Origin of the sequence: Paenibacillus sp. FSL L8-0494 (assembly GCF_038003695.1) — a bacterium.
In the GTDB taxonomy this organism is placed as follows: domain Bacteria; phylum Bacillota; class Bacilli; order Paenibacillales; family Paenibacillaceae; genus Paenibacillus_AQ; species Paenibacillus_AQ odorifer.
The window spans coordinates 568,046-587,803 of record NZ_JBBOPQ010000001.1 but is presented as its reverse complement, the minus strand read 5'-3'; the positions used below and the strand labels follow the sequence as shown (position 1 = coordinate 587,803).

General features: G+C 45.6%; 10 protein-coding genes. 4 read left to right on the top strand and 6 right to left on the bottom strand.

The genetic code is table 11. The annotated features are described in order from the left end of the window. Positions 1-13: 13 nt before the first annotated feature. Entirely contained in the window at positions 14-2,347 is a 2,334-nt protein-coding gene (locus NYE35_RS02710) for a ribonucleoside-diphosphate reductase subunit alpha (protein ID WP_036682582.1), read from the top strand. 285 nt (positions 2,348-2,632) lie between these two features. After that, on the top strand, positions 2,633-3,664 hold the full coding sequence (locus NYE35_RS02705; RefSeq protein WP_036682584.1) for a ribonucleotide-diphosphate reductase subunit beta: 1,032 nt from the start codon (positions 2,633-2,635) through the stop codon (positions 3,662-3,664). A 179-nt stretch (positions 3,665-3,843) separates the two neighbouring features. Here the strand turns inward: NYE35_RS02705 and ssuE are convergent, their stop codons facing one another. Continuing rightward, on the bottom strand, positions 3,844-4,392 hold the full coding sequence (gene ssuE / locus NYE35_RS02700) for an NADPH-dependent FMN reductase (RefSeq protein ID WP_036682586.1): 549 nt from the start codon (positions 4,390-4,392) through the stop codon (positions 3,844-3,846). Between the two features lie 401 nt (positions 4,393-4,793). On the opposite strand from ssuE, the gene serS reads away from it, so the two are divergent. Both serS and NYE35_RS02690 read left to right on the top strand, forming a co-directional pair. Continuing rightward, positions 4,794-6,080: a serine--tRNA ligase gene (serS, locus tag NYE35_RS02695; protein ID WP_076101338.1), complete on the top strand. Its 1,287-nt coding sequence runs from the start codon at positions 4,794-4,796 to the stop codon at positions 6,078-6,080. A 418-nt stretch (positions 6,081-6,498) separates the two neighbouring features. Then, a complete protein-coding gene (locus NYE35_RS02690; RefSeq protein ID WP_094902049.1) occupies positions 6,499-12,777 on the top strand; it encodes a 5'-nucleotidase C-terminal domain-containing protein in 6,279 nt (2,092 codons plus the stop codon). A gap of 104 nt (positions 12,778-12,881) precedes the next feature. Here the strand turns inward: NYE35_RS02690 and NYE35_RS02685 are convergent, their stop codons facing one another. The 5 genes from NYE35_RS02685 to NYE35_RS02665 form a co-directional block, all read right to left on the bottom strand. Further along, the gene (locus NYE35_RS02685; protein WP_076273094.1) at positions 12,882-13,520 is read right to left on the bottom strand and encodes a histidine phosphatase family protein; all 639 of its coding nucleotides are present in this window, start codon (positions 13,518-13,520) and stop codon (positions 12,882-12,884) included. A 37-nt stretch (positions 13,521-13,557) separates the two neighbouring features. Continuing rightward, positions 13,558-14,361, bottom strand: a complete 804-nt coding sequence (locus NYE35_RS02680; protein ID WP_076273095.1) for an aminoglycoside N(3)-acetyltransferase — start codon at positions 14,359-14,361, stop codon at positions 13,558-13,560. A 73-nt stretch (positions 14,362-14,434) separates the two neighbouring features. After that, complete coding sequence (locus NYE35_RS02675; protein WP_076273096.1) at positions 14,435-15,994, bottom strand: response regulator; 1,560 nt, start codon at positions 15,992-15,994, stop codon at positions 14,435-14,437. Beyond that, the gene (locus tag NYE35_RS02670) at positions 15,991-17,901 is read right to left on the bottom strand and encodes a cache domain-containing sensor histidine kinase (RefSeq protein ID WP_081384018.1); all 1,911 of its coding nucleotides are present in this window, start codon (positions 17,899-17,901) and stop codon (positions 15,991-15,993) included. The genes NYE35_RS02675 and NYE35_RS02670 overlap by 4 nt, the downstream gene beginning before the upstream one ends. Positions 17,902-18,019: 118 nt before the next feature. After that, complete coding sequence (locus NYE35_RS02665; protein ID WP_036682600.1) at positions 18,020-19,714, bottom strand: extracellular solute-binding protein; 1,695 nt, start codon at positions 19,712-19,714, stop codon at positions 18,020-18,022. Positions 19,715-19,758 lie beyond the last annotated feature (44 nt).

The following is a 19,758-nucleotide window of genomic DNA, read 5'->3' as shown; positions in this document are numbered from 1 at the left end:
GGATGAACTAACCATGCCGCAATTCGTAGTAAAACCGGATAATCGCCAACTGGCTTTTGATGAGAACCGTCTTTCCGTCTACGCTGACCGTATTCTGGAAGGTCTCGATCAACTAAATAAAGAAACTTTGCTGCGTGGAGTGAATTCCAAACTGCGTCGTGACTCGGTAAGCGGAGAAGAAATCAGCAACGCCTTCACCATGAGCGCTCTAGAGCTTGTAACAAAAGAAGAGCCTACCTGGAAGTTCGCAGCTGCCCGCGCCCTTCTGACAACCCTTTATAAAAAAGCTGCTGTTCATCGCCGCTACAAAGCTTATCCAGAAGAGCCTTACGGTGAATTGTATCCACTAATTACGGATCTCGTGAAAAAAGGAATCTATCGCGAAGAACTTCTAAGTCATTACACCAAAGAACAAATTATCGAACTAGGTGGGTGTATCGATTATACACGCGACCTTTTGTTTGACTATATCGGTCTGCTTACGCTATCCGACCGTTATTTGGCGCATGATTTTGACGGCCGTGTGATGGAGCTTCCACAAGAACGTTATATGATTATTGCCATGTACCTGATGCACCGTGAGCCAGCTGAGAAACGTCTTGAGCTTGTAAAAGAAGCTTATTGGGCTATGAGCAACATCTACATGACTGCTGCTACACCTACAATGTCTAATGCCGGCAAAAAGGTCGCTGGACAGCTATCCAGCTGCTTTATTGATACTGTAGACGATTCCCTAGAGGGTATCTTTGACTCCAATACAGACGTAGCACGTCTAAGCAAAATGGGTGGCGGCATCGGCGTTTACCTTGGAAAAGTACGGGCACGTGGTTCGGATATCCGTGGCCACAAGAACACAAGCTCCGGCGTAATCCCTTGGATTCGCCAGTTGAACAATACAGCAGTCAGCGTAGACCAGCTGGGCACACGTAAGGGTGCTGTAGCTGTTTATCTTGATGTATTCCATAAAGATATTCTCGCTTTCCTTGATCTTAAGCTGAACAACGGTGACGAGCGTATGCGTGCACATGACGTGTTCCACGGGGTCTCCCTGCCTGACCTGTTCATGGAAGCTGTAGAATCGCGCAGCCACTGGAACCTCTTCTGCCCTCATGAAGTGAAAAAGGTCATGGGCTGGACTGATAAAAATGGCCGTCCACTAGGATTGGAAGATTTCTACGATGAAGAGCTTGGCAAAGGTACTTTCCGTGAAAAATATGCTGAAGCTACAGCGAACCTGGAATTATCCCGGATCACTGTTCCTGCGATCGACATCATGAAACGGATTATGAAATCACAGCTAGAGACGGGTACACCGTACATGTTCTACCGTGATACCGTGAACCGGACCAACCCAAACCGTCATCAAGGTATGGTTTTCTCCTCCAACCTGTGCACAGAAATTATGCAGAATCAGTCTGCAACAGTAATTGAACAAGAAGAATTAGTAACTAAAGATGGCCAGACCCGGATCGTTATTTCCAAAATCCCTGGCGACTTCGTAGTCTGCAACCTGAATTCAATTCACTTGGCACGGGCGATTCCAGCTGGCGTATTAGAAAGACTTGTTCCGATCCAAGTCCGTATGCTTGATAACGTAATCGACATTAATAATATTGAAGTTCTGCAGGCACAATACACGAACAGCCAGTACCGCGCAGTAGGTCTTGGCACATTCGGCCTGCATCATCTATTGGCACTCAAGGGCATTCGTTGGGAATCCGATGAAGCCGTAGAATATAACAATCATTTATATGAACATATCAACTACCTGTTGGTTCGTTCGAGCATGGAGCTTGCCCGTGAAAAAGGCCGTTATCCGAAATTTGCTGGCTCCGATTGGGAGACTGGCGCATACTTCACTTCCCGCGGGTATGTTAGCGGTGAGCAAGAAGGTAAATATGTAACGACTGAGCAATGGCGCGAGCTGCAAGAAGAAGTAGCTAAGGACGGCGTGCGTAACGCTTGGATGTTCGCCATTGCGCCAAATGGATCTACATCGATTATTGCCGGCTCCACCGCCAGCATTGATCCGCTGTATGAACTGCTATCCTATGAAGAGAAAACAACTTATAAGATCGCTAACCCAGCACCGGATCTGTCCGACAAAACGATCTGGTACTATAAGACAGCATTTACAATTGACCAAAACTGGTCGATCCGCATGGCTTCTGCTCGCCAGCGTCACGTCGATCAAGGCCAAAGCTTTAACCTGTATGTCCGTCCTGACATCAAGGCTACCGAGTTCCTGGAACTGCATCTGAATGCCTGGAAGGGCGGCTTGAAATCAACTTATTATGTGCGTAGCCGTGCTTTGACTATAGAAGAGTGTGAATCTTGCGCTAGCTAATTATCTTAGTGCCCTGAATAGAAAAACGATGATGAATTTCGTAACTGCGAGGAATGTTTGGGCTTCCGGCCGCTATTGTCATCAGATGTCTTGATCTTTACCGCTATTAGCGGATGACATCCGATGACAGCATATGCTTTCGATGCGAGCTTTCCTACGGAAAGCTTTCGGGCGAACGCTGACGCTCCTACAGCTCCAAACTTCCTCTCCGTTACTCCATCACCGTCTTTCTATGAACAAGACACCAAAGAAAGATTACCCGCGCAAAAAATGGAGGGATAAGAAATGCAATTACAAAAGATTTTTAATACTGAAGCACCTAATCAATCCACACGCATTATCGACGGTGAATGCTCAGGTATTCTGAACTGGAACGATATTCGCATGCCTCATATGTACAAGCTGTATAAGGTGCTGCTGCTTAATCACTGGATCGCGGATGAAATTCCAATGTCCAAGGATGCGCAACAATTCCCGATGCTGGATGCCGAGGAACAACGCGTATTTAAGATTAATATCTCCCTACTCGCTGTGCTGGATTCGATGCAGACGATGTTCGTGAGCGACGTGAAGCGTTATTTCACCGATTCCTCTTTGGAAGCTATCTCCGCTATTATCGGGCAGCAAGAAGTGGTGCATAACCAATCCTATTCCTATGTTCTATCCTCTATCGTGTCGGAGAGTGAGCAGAAGGAAATTTTTGAATATTGGAAAAAAGACCCTGTCCTGCTGGAACGCAATCAGTTTATCTCTGATATTTATCAAGAGTTCCGTGATAACCCTACGAGACAGACCTTTTTCCATGCGCTGGTAGCAGATCTCATCTTGGAAGGGATTTTCTTCTACAGCACTTTCGCCTTCTTCTACAATCTGGCCCGTGACCAGAAGATGATGGCGACCAGCCAAATGATCTCTTATATTCAACGTGACGAGAATCAGCACTGCTACTTCTTCGCAGAAGTATTTAAGCAGCTGCTCGTAGACTTCCCTGAGCTGAACACCAAAGAAAACATGGATTACGTATACCGTACCATCGACCGCGCGGTAGAGCTCGAAACCAACTGGGCTTACTACACACTTACTAACGTGCGTGGCATTGATCTTAACGAGCTTAGCGACTACATCAAATATACAGCGAACAAACGTCTGACTTTGATGGGTATGGAAAAAGCTTATCAAGGTGTTGACGTTAACTGTATGCCTTGGATCAAACCTTTCTCCGATGATGCGCTTAATGCTACCAAAACTGACTTCTTCGAAGCCAAGTCCCGCAACTATGGTAAGGTTGGCGACGATAACGGATTCGACGATTTGTAAGACCGGATATATACAATCCCTATATAAAAAAGAGGCCATTCTCTACTTTCTTAGTGAGATGGCCTTTTTGCTATAGCTTATATAATGCAAAAAGCGCCCCTCTCCCCTGGTATCAGGTATGAAAGAGACGCTTATACATTTGTTATTAGCACTAAGCACAGAAGGCTTGCTACTTAGTCTTATGCCTTGCGTTCCACACGATGTGTAGTTTCTTCTGCAAGCTCATCTAATGCATCGTTCAGGCGTAGCTTCAGCTCCTCAGCAAGCTCTACCACTCCGTGATCATTACGAACCACTTGAGAATCCACGGCATAAACGCCGCCAAGAATGTAACGTGCGCCCAGTACGGACAACACAGGTTTCAATGCGTAATCAATTGTGAGCAGATGTGCAAGACTGCCGCCCATGAACAGCGGGAGTACAACTTTTCCGGCCAATCCCTTTTGTGGAACCAGATCTAAAAAGGTCTTCAGCACGCCTGTATAAGAAGCTTTATAAACCGGGCTAACCACGATTACCGCATCAGCTTCCGCTACAAGGCCATTGGCTTTGACGATAGACTCACTTTCAAACTTAGTGTGAATCAAATCCTCCGCGGGTAGTTCTGCTACGTTAATACGCTCAACCTCGAAGCCCTGATTGGTTAAGCTGGCCTCCGCATATTCTATAGCTGCATTGATACGCGATACCAGGGAAGGCGTTCCGTTAATCACAACAATTTTAGCCACTTTTCCACCTCTTCCATCCCACTTAAGCAGCTCACACTGCTTTATTTATTATCCCGACAAAATTACTTTAAATTAATACTAATCCTAACGTAGAATTGATATTTTTGTCAAACCATAACCACTTGCGCTCCTCCCGCTCTTAAGTTATACTAAGCAACAATATTAAATCCAACAATCAGGCCAATGATCGGCATCCAACCGTGAGGCGTCTGCGACCGGAGTCTACAACAACTCCCTAAGTTCACCGGGTTTCGCCCGTTACCGCGAAGACCAAAGAGGGTCGGATTGTTCCTGCAGTTAAGGAGATTCGATCAACCTGGGTGGCACCGCGAGCTGACGCTCCTCGTCCCATGGATGAGGGCGTTTTTTGCGTTTTTTTAACCAAAAAGGAGCGAAACGGTATGCTGGATATGAACTGGATCAAAGACAATCAGGAACTTGTAAGAAACATTACGGCTTGGAAAAGAGTCGACTTCCCACTGGATGAACTGCTGGAATGGGATGAGAAACGGCGCGAATTGCGCCAAGATACGGAACAGTTGAGAGCCCAGCGTAACGGCCTGACCAAAGAGGTTGAACGACTTTTACGACAGGGTGACAGCGTGGCAGGAGAAGCAGTTAAAGAACAAGTAAGAGAACTGAACAACCGCCTGAATCTCTATGAGGCAGATCTAACTGAAGCAGACCGGCGCTGTGGAGAACTCATGCTGCTCGCACCAAACCCTGTATCGCAGGATACACCGATCGGTCATGATGATAAAGATAATGTAGAACTACGACGAACCGGAACGTTGCCGGAATTCGGCTTTAAACCGCGTGATCATGTGGAGCTAGGCGAGCTCCACAATATCATCGATATCCCCCGTGGCGTCAAAGCAGGCGGTCCACGCAGCTATGTGCTGAAGGGTGCAGGCTTGTTGTTACATCTGGCTGTACAGCGGCTGGCCATTGATGTACTGACTGCCCGCGGCTTCACGGTGATGGATGTTCCCGTGATCGTCCGTCCGGAAGCGCTGGAACGTACGGGCTTCTTCCCCGGCGGGATGGATCAGACCTATGAGCTAAACGGAGACAATCGCTGGCTGGTAGGCACATCGGAGGTGTCGCTTGTTTCGCTATATAGCGATGAGATTGTCGAACTGGATTCGCCAATGCGACTCGCCGGAATGTCGGCCTGCTTCCGCCGTGAGGTAGGATCGGCGGGACGGGACGTGCGTGGCCTGTACCGTGTTCATCAATTCTCAAAAATTGAACAAGTTATCGTATGTCGGAATGATGAGGGCGTGTCGGAGGGCATGCTGCAGGAAATTCTTGCGAATGCAGAGCATATTCTACAGCTCTTGGAACTCCCCTATCGGATCATGGCTGTCTGCACAGGAGATATGTCCCTGAAGACACATAAGCAGTATGACATCGAGACTTGGATGCCAAGCAGAGATGCCTACGGAGAGACACACTCGGCTTCCAACCTGCTCGATTTCCAGGCTCGTCGCTCGGGCATTCGTTACCGGGATACAGACGGTAAGCTGCAATACTGCCACACCTTAAATAACACCGCAGTGGCTACACCAAGGATCCTAATTCCGCTGCTGGAGAATCATCAACTGGAGGATGGATCCATTTACATTCCGCAGGCACTGCGTAAATATATGGATGGAATTGAACGGCTTGAGCTTCCGCATCAGTAATACTGTGTTGTCCAAATAGATTTTAAATTAATAATGCCCTTCCACTTCTCGATAAGAAGCTGGAGGGGCATTATTTTAGTTCCGATACATTCTATATAATTCTAATCTCTATTGTTTTCCCTATGTAAAAATTAACAAAACTCTAGAATAAATTTGTCGTAATCCATAATCAATTCAACAATATACATAACATGCAATTAACATGTTGGTGCTCTATTAACCATAAAAATACTAGATTTATTATTAATATTGTATTTATGCACTGTTTTTATACTAAAATCACAACATTTCAATTTTTAGATTTAATTGATGCAAACTTTAATTTATATTCATGTAAGACAACCTTTCATTTTACATTTGAATGCTAAGATTTAATAGGTTGTAAATAAAAGATTCGAGGGGAGAATGACTTATCCAAATGATTATTTCTTCAAGAGTAAGAAAATGGTTCGCTACTGGACTGGCAATGTTAATGGTTGCCGGCAGTGTGTTACCAGCTGTCCAGACTGCCGAGGCAGCACCGGATAATAGCAACATTGTTATCTCGCAGGTCTATGGTGGTGGTGGAAACGGCGGAGCGGAGTTTAAAAATGATTTTATTGAATTATACAATCCTACGAATCATCCAGTAGATTTGACTGGATGGAAAGTTCGGTATACCTCAGCGGCCGGAACCTTTAGTAGTGGAACAGACTTAAATGGAACTATCCCGGCAAATGGATACTTCCTTATTGAGGAGGCCGCTGGAGCTGGAGGAACTAGCGACTTGCCTGCTCCTGATGTTAGCAAGGGAATCCTTGCTATGAGTGGTACAAACGGCAAAGTCGACCTCGTTGATAAATCAGGTGCAACGATTGATTTAGTTGGCTACGGAACAGCCACAAATGTCGAGGGAAGTGCGACCGCTGCTCTCTCCAATACGACAGCCGCTATCCGTAAAGCTGCGGCTGATGCACCGGCAGACAGCCGCGGTCTAGATACGGATAACAACTCTACGGATTTTGTTGTCCAAGCACCAAGTCCACGAAACAGCAGCTACGGTACATTACCTGAATTACCGGAGACTGCTAGTTCCGTATTAGCTTCACCAGCCTCTAATGCCTGGCCGGTAGGCACAGAAATATCTTTAAATTCTCCAACGGTTGGAGCATCCGTCTATGCAGCTGTTTATGGATCAGGTGGTTCAACTAATTTTCAACCTTACACAGGGCCTATTACCTTAACTGAGGACACTACGATTAAAGCGTATGCTTCAGAACCAAATATGCCAGACAGCCCTGTATCGACTTTTGATTACACGATTCTGGCCAAAACAGATGTTGCAACAGCACGCCTTGCTAGTAAAGGTCAGAATATTTTAACAGAAGGTATCGTAACTTACATTAATGCAGCAAAAATGTATATTCAGGATGAATCTGGCGGGATCGTACTTTATGGATTTCCAGAGTTCGCAAACGTTGGAGATCGTGTTGAAGTAAGCGGCACAATGGATATCTACAGCAATCTGCAAGAAATCAAATTCCAAAGTGGACTTCAATACAATGTAGCTGCACAAAATGTTGGGGTGCCTGCACCAAAATTGATCACCGCAACCGACTTGTCTGCCGCGAACGGCGAAAGCCACGAAGCTCAGCTGGTAACTATGAATAATGTGACCATAGACAATGTAAATGGCAGCACGGTGACTGCTAGCCAAGGTGGACAACAATTCACAATTTTTTCAACCCTGCCTAAACTAGTTAAGGGTAAAACCTTTGACAATATCACTGGGGTTATCGAGCAATATAATACGACTTATCAATTCATTCCACTTAACGAAAATGCTTTGGTGGAAGAAACTTTTTCCGTTATGGCCAGCCCTGGCGCAGGTCGCATCATCAAAGGAAGTTCTGTGACCCTTTCCAGCCCTACTCTTGGAGCACAGATTTACTACACGACCAACGGAACTGAACCAACAACAGCAAGTAAACTTTATTCAGATCCGATTACAGTTAATCAAGATCTTACCGTCAATGCAATTGTCGTAGCAGATGGCAAGACAAGTAAGGTTTATACCTTTGCTTATAAAGCGTCTGAACTCCCTCGTATACATGATATTCAAGGAGAATCTCATGCTTCTGAGTATACAGGTCAGAACGTTTCTGATGTAGAAGGCATCGTTACCCAATACGGGTACACCTTTGCAACTGGCGCTTATAGAGGTTTCTTTATGCAAGATCCTCAGCCAGACGATAATGTAAACACTTCGGAAGGTATTTTTGTATACAGCACTAATTCATCCCTTAAACCTCAAATTGGAGATTTAGTCCAAGTTAGTGGAGCTATTTCCGAATACAACGAAGGTAACGCAAGTAATTTAACCTCTACTCAAATTACTATGACTTCAATAAAAGTGGACTCCTCTTCAAGTTATACTGTGCCGGTGCCTGTTGTACTTGGTAAAGGCGGGAGAGCAATTCCGTCTACCATAATTGACAATGACGGCATGGCTAATTTTGAGCCTAATGAAGATGCAATTGATTTCTACGAATCGTTAGAAGGTATGCTAGTCAAGCTCCCTACCCCTACGATTATCAGTCCTTATTGGACAAGTGGTAGCGGAAATTCTATGCTCTATAACATCCCTACAAGAGTAGAAAATGATACACCTGATGTCATCACACCAGCTGGTGGATTAGTTCTCAAAGAATACAACCAATACAATCCTCAGCGCCTCATCATCGCTTACGGAAATCCGGGGCAAGAAGTCATCACCGGAGATAAGTTCGCTGGAGATGTTACTGGTGTCATCGGATACAACAACGGTAACTTCAAAGTAATTCCGGAAAACGGTAAGCTTCCAGCCATCACTCCAAGTACCTTTAAGCAAGAAACAACTACTCTTGAAGTCAATGATAGTAAGTTGTTGATTGCATCGTATAACATTGAAAACTTCTACCCCGGTGTCGGAGCAACAAAAATCCAGAAACTAGCCGACTCCATCACAAACAATATGAAAAAACCTGACATTATCGGTGTTGTCGAAATGCAGGACAGCAATGGTGAAACCAATAATGGAATCACTGAAGCAAGTGCAGCCGAACTGATTAAAGCCATTGAAACCGCTGGCGGTCCCGTATATAAATACACAGACATCGCTCCGGAGAACAATATGGATGGCGGTGCCCCAGGCGGAAACATTCGCGTAGGATTCCTGTACAATCCAGCAAGAGTACAGCTTGCAGACAGTGTGAGCGGACAAAAAGGTACAGCTACACAACCCGTTGGATATAATGCAGCGGCAGATCAATTGACCTACAATCCGGGCCGAATTGATCCAACAAACTCTGCCTTTGCAAGTTCACGTAAACCCCTTGCTGCACAGTTCGTATTCGGTGGCGAAACAGTAATTGTGATCGCTAACCATTTCAATTCAAAAGGCGGCGATACCGGTCCTTTCGGAAACGTTCAGCCCCCTGTATTGTCCAGTGAAACACAGCGCCATAAAATCGCGGCGGTCGTAAACGGATTTGTCAAAGAGGTTCTGACTGCAAATCCTAAAGCCAACATCGTAGCTCTTGGTGATTTGAATGACTTCCAATTCACTAAAACTGCAACCCTCTTAAAAGGTACAGAACTAGACAATTTGATCGATACATTGCCTTTAAATGAGCAGTATACGTACACCTATGACGGAAACTCTCAAGTGCTAGATCATATTCTTGTCAGTAAAAATCTAACGGCTTCTTCTAAAGTAGATGTCGTTCATCTAAATGCCGACTTCTCACCATCGAATGGCCGGGTATCCGATCATGATGCGGTTTTGGCACAGATTGATTTTAATACTGCTGAAGACTTCCCACTAACCATTCTGCACACCAATGATACACATGCAGGATTAGATACTGTCAGCTCGCCAAACAACATCTTACGCCGTGTAACAGCAATCCAAGATGCCAAGGCGACTACAGAGAATCCTATTCTTGTAGACGCAGGTGATGTGTTCTCCGGAACGCTTTACTTCAATAAGTATCTGGGTCAAGCAGATCTGGCCTTTATGAATCTGGTCAAATATGATGCTATGACTTTCGGTAATCATGAGTTTGATAAAGATTCAGATGTACTGTCCAAATTCATCGGCAACGCTAAGTTCCCATTCGTCTCCTCCAACGTGAACTTCTCAGCGGATGATATTCTTAGCAAAATGTTCACCAATGAAATCGGCCGGTCAGGTAATGCTGGAACCATCTACCCTGCGCTGATCAAAGAAGTAGACGGCCAACAGGTCGGCATCATGGGTCTGACGACAGAAGACACGGCGAACATTGCTTCACCAGGTAAAGTGACCTTTGAGAATGCCTTCGCTAAAGCGGAAGCAACGGTCGCTATGCTTGAAAAAGAGAATGTTAACAAGATCATTGTTCTCTCACACCTTGGCTACGAAGAAGATCTCAAGTTAGCCAAAGCTGTTAACGGCATTGATATTATCGTTGGGGGGCACAGCCACACGCAACTGAATCAAGCCGTTGTTGATAACAGCGATCCTAACGCACCGAAGCTTATTGTACAGACCGGTGAAAAAGGTCTTTTCCTTGGACAACTTGAAGTTAAATTTAACCAAGATGGCGTACTGACCGATTGGAAAGATCAATTAATCTCCATCGATGCTAAAAACGGCACTAACTACGTTATCGCCGAGGACCCAGAAGCCAAAAAGATCCTGGATACGGAGTATAAGCCGGGTATTCAAGAACTAACCAATGAGGTAGTAGGAAATTCAGAGGTTGTTCTAAACGGCGTTCGCGATAATGTGCGCACAAAGGAAACTAATCTTGGTAACCTGATTGCCGACGGCATGCTTTATGCAGCTCAAAAAGCGGGCACTAATGCCGTAATCGCCCTGCAAAACGGCGGCGGTATTCGCGAATCCATCAACGAAGGACCGATCACACAAGGCGAAGTACTCGGCGTACTTCCATTCAACAACGATCTGGTTACGATCACTTTGACTGGACAAGAAATTAAGGATGCCATGGAGAACGGGGTTTCCAAAACGCCGGCAGCAGACGGACGTTTCCCACACGTTGCAGGGTTGAAATTCTATTACGACTCTACGAAACCTGTGAACGAACGTGTACTGCGTATTGAAGTGAAAAACGGGGATAAATACGTCCCTCTGGATCTGAACGCATCCTACGAAGTAGCTACGAATGCTTTCACAGCTAAGGGTGGAGATTTCTATACTTCACTTGAAAAGGCCTATAAAGAAGGTCGCGTGAATCTGCTGTACCTACCGGACTTTGATGTATTTACGAAGTATCTGCAGAAGGTTGGAACGGTCACTGCGAACACTTCCGCCGTTGAGGGCCGGATTGTTGATCTGAAAGGTGCACCGCTGCCGGAGACAAATCCAACTCCGACACCAGACCCAACACCAGATCCAACTTCAGTGCCTACATCAGTACCAACATCGGCTCCAACAGTACCTACCGCTACAGCTACACCATCACCAACTGTTGCTCCAACTGCGGCACCAATTGCTTCAGCACAAGTAACAACAATTGATGCTGCTGATCTAACCAAACAACTTGCTGAACTGCCAGCGGGTAGTCAAGAGCTGGTTATTCCGGTTAAAGCTACTACAGGCGGCGCTCAAGTAGTACTTCCAGGCAGTGTGCTTGTTAAACAAGCAGCAGCACAGCCTAACACAGTTCTTACCTTTACTACTGATGGCGCTTCTTATTCCTTGCCACTCCGTGTTGTAAACAGTGCAGCGCTTGCCGCTCAATTAGGCACCAGCGACTTTACAATTACGGTATCTATTCTACTAGCGAATTCGGGAACACTAAGCAGCACAAACCAAGCTATCGCATCACAGCTAGGTAATGCTACTTTAGCTGCTCCAGTAATCGAATTCAGCGTTTCAGCGCAAGCCGGAAGTAAGAGTGTGCCGCTGAACAATTTCGGCAGTACTTACGTGAAGCGCACGATCAATGTACCTGCCGTCTTAAATTCAAATAACGCAACGGCAGTGGTCTTCGATCCTGCTTCAGGTAAGATCTCCTTCGTGCCTGCTATCTTTGTTCCTAAAACAGATGGAACAACGGACGTTACGATTAAACGGAACAGCAACAGCTACTACACCGTTGTTAAGTCTTCCAAAACGTTCGCAGATATTAACGGACACTGGGCTAAATCATCCATTGATCTATTAGCTACCAAACTAATTGTCAGCGGAACAAGCAACGATACGTTCTCTCCTTCACAGTCGATCACACGTGCTGAGTTCGCCGCATTAATTACGCGTTCTCTGGGACTTGCGACAGCTAATGGTGAGACCACATTTAAAGATGTAAACCCAAGTGCTTGGTATGCTGATGCTATACGCACCGCAGCAGAAGCCGGTTTGATTTCCGGTTATACCAATGGCAGCTTTAAGCCGGGTAGCCCAATCACTCGCCAGGAAATGGCCTCGGTATTAGCAAAAGCCATCAAGTACACAGGTAAAACCTTAAATGCCGATCCTGCAGCACTGGCTAAATTCAGTGACGCAGCAAGCATTCCTGCTTGGTCCCAAGCAGCAGTAGCAGAAATCGCTGCTGAGGGCATTATCCAAGGAGCAACGGACGGTTCCTTTGCTCCACAGAAGCTGGCAACTCGTGCCGAAGCGGTTACGATGCTGGAGAAGACATTGAAATCTCTCCAGTTTATCAACTAGCAAAAACTGATCTCCAGCTCTGAAGACAAAAAGGCGGTTCCCGAGTGCGTAACGCACCCGAGGAACCGCCTTTTTTAATAAACCAACCTGATCTGTAGGAAGTGTTATGATTCCATCCCAGCTTCACTCTCTTCGTAATGGCTCGTATCCCCGTGCAGCAGGATTTCCGGCACACCATCCGTAAAATCAACCCTGCATAAGCAGGTCGGATAAATGTAAGGCAGATCCCAGAGCTTAGGCAGCGCTCTGCCCTCAAAATAGGCCATTAACAGCTTAATCACTACTGTATGTGTGACGATAAGAATGGTCTCACCCTGATGGTCAACGAGAATTTCCTGAAGCTTGCCCAGCGCCCGTGCCTGCACCTCTGCGAAGGTCTCACTGCCCTCCACTTTAAACTGCTCAGGATCTTGCCAGAAATTGCGATGCTGCTCCGAATACTCGCTCTCCAGCTCATTAGAATCACGGCCTTCCCACACACCCATACCAATCTCTTTGAACGCCTCAGAGGTCTTAAGCGGAGTACTCCGCTCTCCACGAATAATCTCAGCTGTGCGCAGCGCCCTTGGGCTGGGGCTTGCATAGATGACATCCAGCTGTTCAGTGCGCATTCCCCGGCTCAGCCATTCTGCCTGTTGCACACCAAGAGCCGTCAGTTCAGAATCCATATGTCCCTGCATCCGATGCTGCACGTTCCATTCCGTTTGACCATGCCGGGTTAAAAATATCGTTGTTATACTCATGCCAGCTTCTCCTTCCGTTTCCCCTATCCAATGAGTTTTACTTCCTGTTCTGTTCCATCCAGTTCACTGCATAATCAACGATTTCCCGTTGCGGAATCAATTGAGCGGTTGCCGAAGCAACCTGTCCATATGTAATAAGTCCCGTCTCTTGTCCAAACTGATCTGCCAGCTGAACGAAATCGTCAGAATCCCAATCCAGCTCCTTAAATTCAACCCACTGTCTAACTCCATCCACCATAATGGGCGCCCCGCCAAGGGTTTCCTTCTTGCCAGCATAAGATGCGCGGCATTCGGCAAGATGCAGGGAAGTATTATTAAGATTGCCTACTCCCAGCAACAGTACATGTCCGCCCAGATCGTAAATACGAGCCAGCGGAGAATCTTCCCCCAGACCCATTTCAAGCGCATGACCATACATAACTTCATCTCTATGCTTGCCCCAAGCGGCAAACGAATGTATCGGATGGTCACTGCGTTTTACTCCGTTTTGTTTACGGAAGCAGTCCGGAATAACCCCCATTCCTCTAAGCTGGGTCAGGTCTGGATCATAAGGCGGCATCTGCTCGCGGATACTCTGCCACCACGCCTCCGGCACCGGTGGGTTGCTCCAGCCTGCGGGATCAGTCAGGTCACTTGAATGAGTAGGCATTACCAGCGTGCCAGATTCTCCGAGGACCTCCTCCAATGCCAAAATAACAGCGACCGGGCCCCCGGCTACCCATTGGCCTAACGATTTAAAAGAAGAATGCAATAAAATCGTCATGCCCGCCTTAACGCCCAGTCGACGAAAATCCGCTGCTAATGTCTGAACCGTAATCAAATTGCCTTGTATTTCTTCCACCCTTCATTCCTCCAATGAATCTTCTCAAATCCATTATATAGGAGGGCCGCTTCTAAATGCATCTTCAATAGCCTCAACACTCTTCGGATACTATTTTCGCTCTATAATCACCTGGGGAAATCCCCTCCAGCTCTTTAAAAACACGGGCAAATTGTTTACTGTTCTCGAAGCCTACCTCTTCTGAGACTGTTGCGAGCTTACTGCAGCCTTTTGCCAATAGCTCTTTAGCGTGACGGATACGGACCTTTTTTAAATAAATAACAAAATTCTCACCGGTATATGCCTTAAAGGCTTCGCTAAAATAAGAATAATTCAAGGATACATGATTGCTGACCATAGCCATATTCAGTGGACGGGCGTAGTTGGCTTCAATATAGCTCAGTGCCTCTTCCATATCCGCATGCTCGGTATGCGCAGACCTTACACCTACAATGTATTCATTCACACTCAAGAGTAAGTTCTCCAGCGCACGATAATATTCGTGGAAATGACGATAGTTGTACATATTGCCTACCGTACGATACAGCTTCAATACCTCTACCGAGGCTTCGCCATGCACCCGAAACACTTCATCCAACACCAGCTCGTTTACATTCTGTCCCACGGACTCCAGATAAGCTAGGTCCAGTTCCTTCAAATGCTCAGTTTGAAAAATCACAGATAGAAGATGCTTCATCTCCTTCTCGCGTTCTGTTCCCAGCATATTGAGCAGCTTGCGAAGCTCCTCCTTAGGTAACGGAAAGTTAGACCGTCCCTGGCCAACATCCCCATAATCCAATAAACTCACTTGCGGATATAAAAAAGTATATTGCAGTGCCCGGCATGCTTCCTTATAACAGGAACGGAGGTCCTCAAGACTTCCTCCTTCGCTGCTAATCCCAATCGATAATCCCTTTATTTCCTTAGCTTCAGCTTGTCTGGACAGCTCCATAAAATCCTGTTTTCTACTCCCGATCAAGACTAATTTGCCATCCCAATCCGTTGTGATTTCCGAGAAAAACTTTTCAAGCGGTCCGATCAATCGTTCCGCCAGTCCCTGAACATCCCCCGACTTCATTCTTGTTCCGTCATTGTAATAGTAATTCAACACACCAACTGTAAAAGGTGCTTGCAGATCACTTAGCCACTCTTGCTGCTCACGCTCCAGCGGAACCTCCTGCTGCATTAGCAGTCCCCGTAAACGACTGGACCGCAGTTCCCTGCGGAAGTGTTCCGTTTCCTGTTCCAGCTGCCTTGCGCTGAGATCCTGTTCTTCCTGTTCCTTATCGATATTCTTCAAAATTTCGAACAACTCATCTCGGCGAATCGGCTTCAGCAAGTAATCCTTTACGCGATAACGAATCGCGCTTTTGGCATATTCGAAATCATCATACCCGCTTAAGATCAGCACTGCCGGGCTTTTCTCACCACTTGTTACCTTAGATATCTGCTCCAACAGCGTAATTCCATCCATCACTGGCATACGTATATCTGTAATAATAATATCTGCACCTTCGGTCTTAAATATATCGAAACCCTCTGCGCCATTACTCGCCATTGTGATGGTATACACGGACGGAAATTCTCTTTCTATCATAGTCTTGAGACCGTAACGGATATTCTTTTCATCATCAATGATCAGTAGCTTCTTCATAGTTGTTTTTCTCCTGTCAAAAGAACTTTCGGCAAGGTCAGACGTACCATCGTCCAACTCCCTGCCTCACTCTGTACTACAAGCCCATATTCATCACCATAAAAGATTTGCAGTCGCTGATGTACATTTCTCAGTCCAATACCACCTGTTCGGCGGTCAACATCTCTCTGTTCTGAGGCACTCTCACAGCGCTCATCTTTCGCATAAATCGCCTCGTTCAAAGCAACCAAACGCTCTGGAGTTAAGCCGATGCCATTATCACGAAGCTCTATGCAAATATCACCTTCCGTTTCCGAAATATGAATATGAATGTTCGGGTCCTGTAAATTCTCTTTCCCGTCGCACCAAGCATGCTTAACACTGTTCTCTACAATAGGCTGCAGTGACATTTTCAGCACCTCCAGCTCCAAATATCGAGGTTCAATATGAAGCACTAACTTAACCGGATATTCAAAACGAATATTCATCACTTCAATGTAATTTTCGATATGGCGGACTTCATCCCGCAGCTTCACATACTCTCCGGACCATTTAAAATTATAGCGCATCATCCCACCCAGCGAAGTCAGTGCATCCGAGATCGTTCGCTGGTTCTCAATTTCAGCCAGCATTTTTATATTTTCCAGCGTATTATATAAAAAATGTGCGTCAATCTGGTTATGCAGCGTACGCAGCTCTGCCTCTTTAGACAACGCCTGCTTGCTCACTGCCTGAGCCACCAACGTATTGATGGTGTTCATCAGCTTGGAGAAATGATGGGCAAGCTCCCCGACTTCCCCTCCACCACGAATCATTATTCCAGTGTACGCTTCACCTCTGCGCACTTTTTTCATCGTTTCGGTCAATCTACGTAGATTTTTTAGAATAAAGGCATTTGTCACATAAGCGATCAGCGTTAGTAAAGTAATAAAGCCAACATTGGCTCCAATAATTAAGTTGCGCGTGCGGGAGATATCCTTCATCACTCCCTCCATTGACACTACATTTAACAAATAAGCATCAATTCGTTCTAGCGGAGTGTTAATTAACAAAAACGATTTACCATTCTCCGAGTAATTACTGTCCCATTCGCCAGTTTCCCGGAACTGCTTATACCGTTCTGCAATCATATCAGCCATCTCTAGATTATCCTGCAAAAAAGAATTGTCCGGCCTGGTGAAAAGCTGCAGCTCACTATCCACAAGGAACATCTGGGTCTGATTATCCCGTACATCTGTATACGTCTTGGGTGTAAACCGACTCAGCAGCATATCCACCTGCACCATGCCGATATGATTGTCTGCTGGCCGACTCTTCTCACGCAGCAAAGAAACCTTTGGCAGACTCTCCGTCGGTGCTCCCAAGTATCTCTGCATCAAATCCGGATCACTTTTCTGAAAAGACCAGTATTCCTGCCCCTTCAATTGAAGCGCTTTCTGAAACCATGGGGTGGAAGAAACTCGCTCTTCGCGAAAGATAATCGGCCAAATTTCATGCACCTTATTGCTTCTCGAATACAGCCGTAAATGCTCAATATTCGGATTATTAAATTGAATACGAGTCATATTCACATAGGCATTTGTATTAAAATCAACCAAATCTACTAGCTGCGGCTCGGTTTCATTCGCTAAGAATTTTTCTACTTCGGCATCAGAATAAGCCATTTGTGCCGCCCGTTCCATCGCCTCAATCTGATTATGAATGTGCAGCTTCTCCATTTGCGACAAATAATCATTTTTCTCGACGGCATCGCGGAGATAGGTATTATTAATGGCTTTATAGGAATAGACAGAAACCAGCATACACGGGCCTAAAACAATAAAAACATAAGCTGCAATTAAACGGCTCTGAAGAGATCTCCGCCCCCACCAATAACTAAAAGAATGCCATAATGCTCTGATTCGATCTCGCCTATTCACTTTATACACTTCTGTCCTGTCCACCTCGCTAAAATAGTGAATATTCAAATACTTAATAACTATTCCTTATTATAATTCGAAAATAACCCAAAAGCCCGCAGTTAGCGGGCATTTTGGGTCATGCTTTTTATTTTATGGACAGCTTCACTTTATTCTCTTCATATTTCTTTTGTTGGTAGGCATCAAATACATCTTCGCCTTCCTTCTTTCTCTTCTCTAAATACTCATTCCAAATCTTATCGAATTCCGCATCGGAAGAAGCCATGAGCAATTTCGGCATAGTTTTGCCGCGCAACTGTTTCAGCTTCGAAGCGATGATGCCTTCAGGAGAGTTTCCTGTTGGTTCGATTTGTTGGAACTCAGAGGAGCCTATGGATTTACCTCTAGTCCAATCTTCCAATTGCTTAAATGGTTCTACCGATTTAGGAGCCCATTGGTCCGTAATGTTCGTATTTTGCAGCATCCAGAATGTAAAGGAAGATCCGATTTGCTTATCAAACGTCGAACGGTCTTTATTCATCAAATCAAACACTTCTGGTTTAAATTGATCTTTTCCATCAATCGTATCGTAGCTGACACCTTTTTCGCCTAAGAACAAGTCTTTGTTGCCTTCTTCACTGTTCAAGTAGCTGAGGAAGCGGATAGCACGTGCTTTATCCTTAACATCTTTTGAGATCAGTGTTACCGTCCAACCGGAGATACCAGGGCCATCAAGGGTTGGTTTATCCAAGTTCGTATTGGAAGGTCCGTCAACAGCAATATACGTTTTGGTTGGATCCTGTTGGTAAATCGTTCCTAGCTGTGCTGCAAAATCTGTACGTTGATACAGCATTGCGAAATAACGGCCTTGGGCAATTTTTTCTTCCATTTGTGGGCGTTTGTCGATAAAGATATCTTTAGCCAGCAGACCGTCTTGATTCGCTTGACGAAGTGCCTTCATCCAGCGGATATATTCAGGATCAGTTTCACGAGCATATACCTTGCCATCTTTTTCTCTTGGGATTGCCAAGAAGTTCTGCAGGTAACCTTCCAAAGAATCGTTACCGTTCTCGGTAAATTCATGCAAACCAAGTGGAATAAGCGGCTGTCCATTTACGTCAGGGAATTTCTCTTTCGCTAATTTAAGCGCATTCAAGAAACCTTCTGGTGTGCGCATATCTGGACTTCCAATAGCTTCATACATATCCTTGCGGACAGCGAATACTTGGTTGGATACGTAATTTTCTCCATATTTCTCATAGTCGGCAGGAGAGGAAGAAGAGTTAGGATAGCCATACACATTGCCGTCTTCTTGTGTATACCAGCCCAGCTTATCAGCATCGGATACTTTAAAGAAGTACGGATCATATTCATCAGCAAGTTTGTTCAATGGAAGAACAAGTTCACCTTCGACCATTTTCTTAATCGCATCTTCCCAGAAGCCCAAAGTGATGAAATCAGGCAATTTACCGGATGCAATCAGCGTGTTAAGCTTCTCATTCTCGTTACCAGCCGGAACGATAAAATTAATATCAACTCCGGTCTTCTTAGTTACATATTGGGAGGTTGGGTCCACGCCCCATTTATTAGGGAACCATGAGAAGTTAAGGTACCAGTCAAATGTAATGGGTGAAGTATCAATCTTCCATCCCGGTTCATCTGCTGATAATGCAGCAGCAGTCGGTTCAGCACTTGCCTCCGTATTAGTAGCTTTAGCGCTGTTAGCATTACCTTCGGCATTCTTGCCAGCATTATTCCCGCTGGAGCAGCCTGCGGCTGACAATGACATCATTATTGCGAGAAGCAGAACTCCCATTGCTTTTGGCTTACGTTTCATGCCCATGCTTGTTTACCCCTTTTCTATGAATGTTAATTATAAGCTCAACC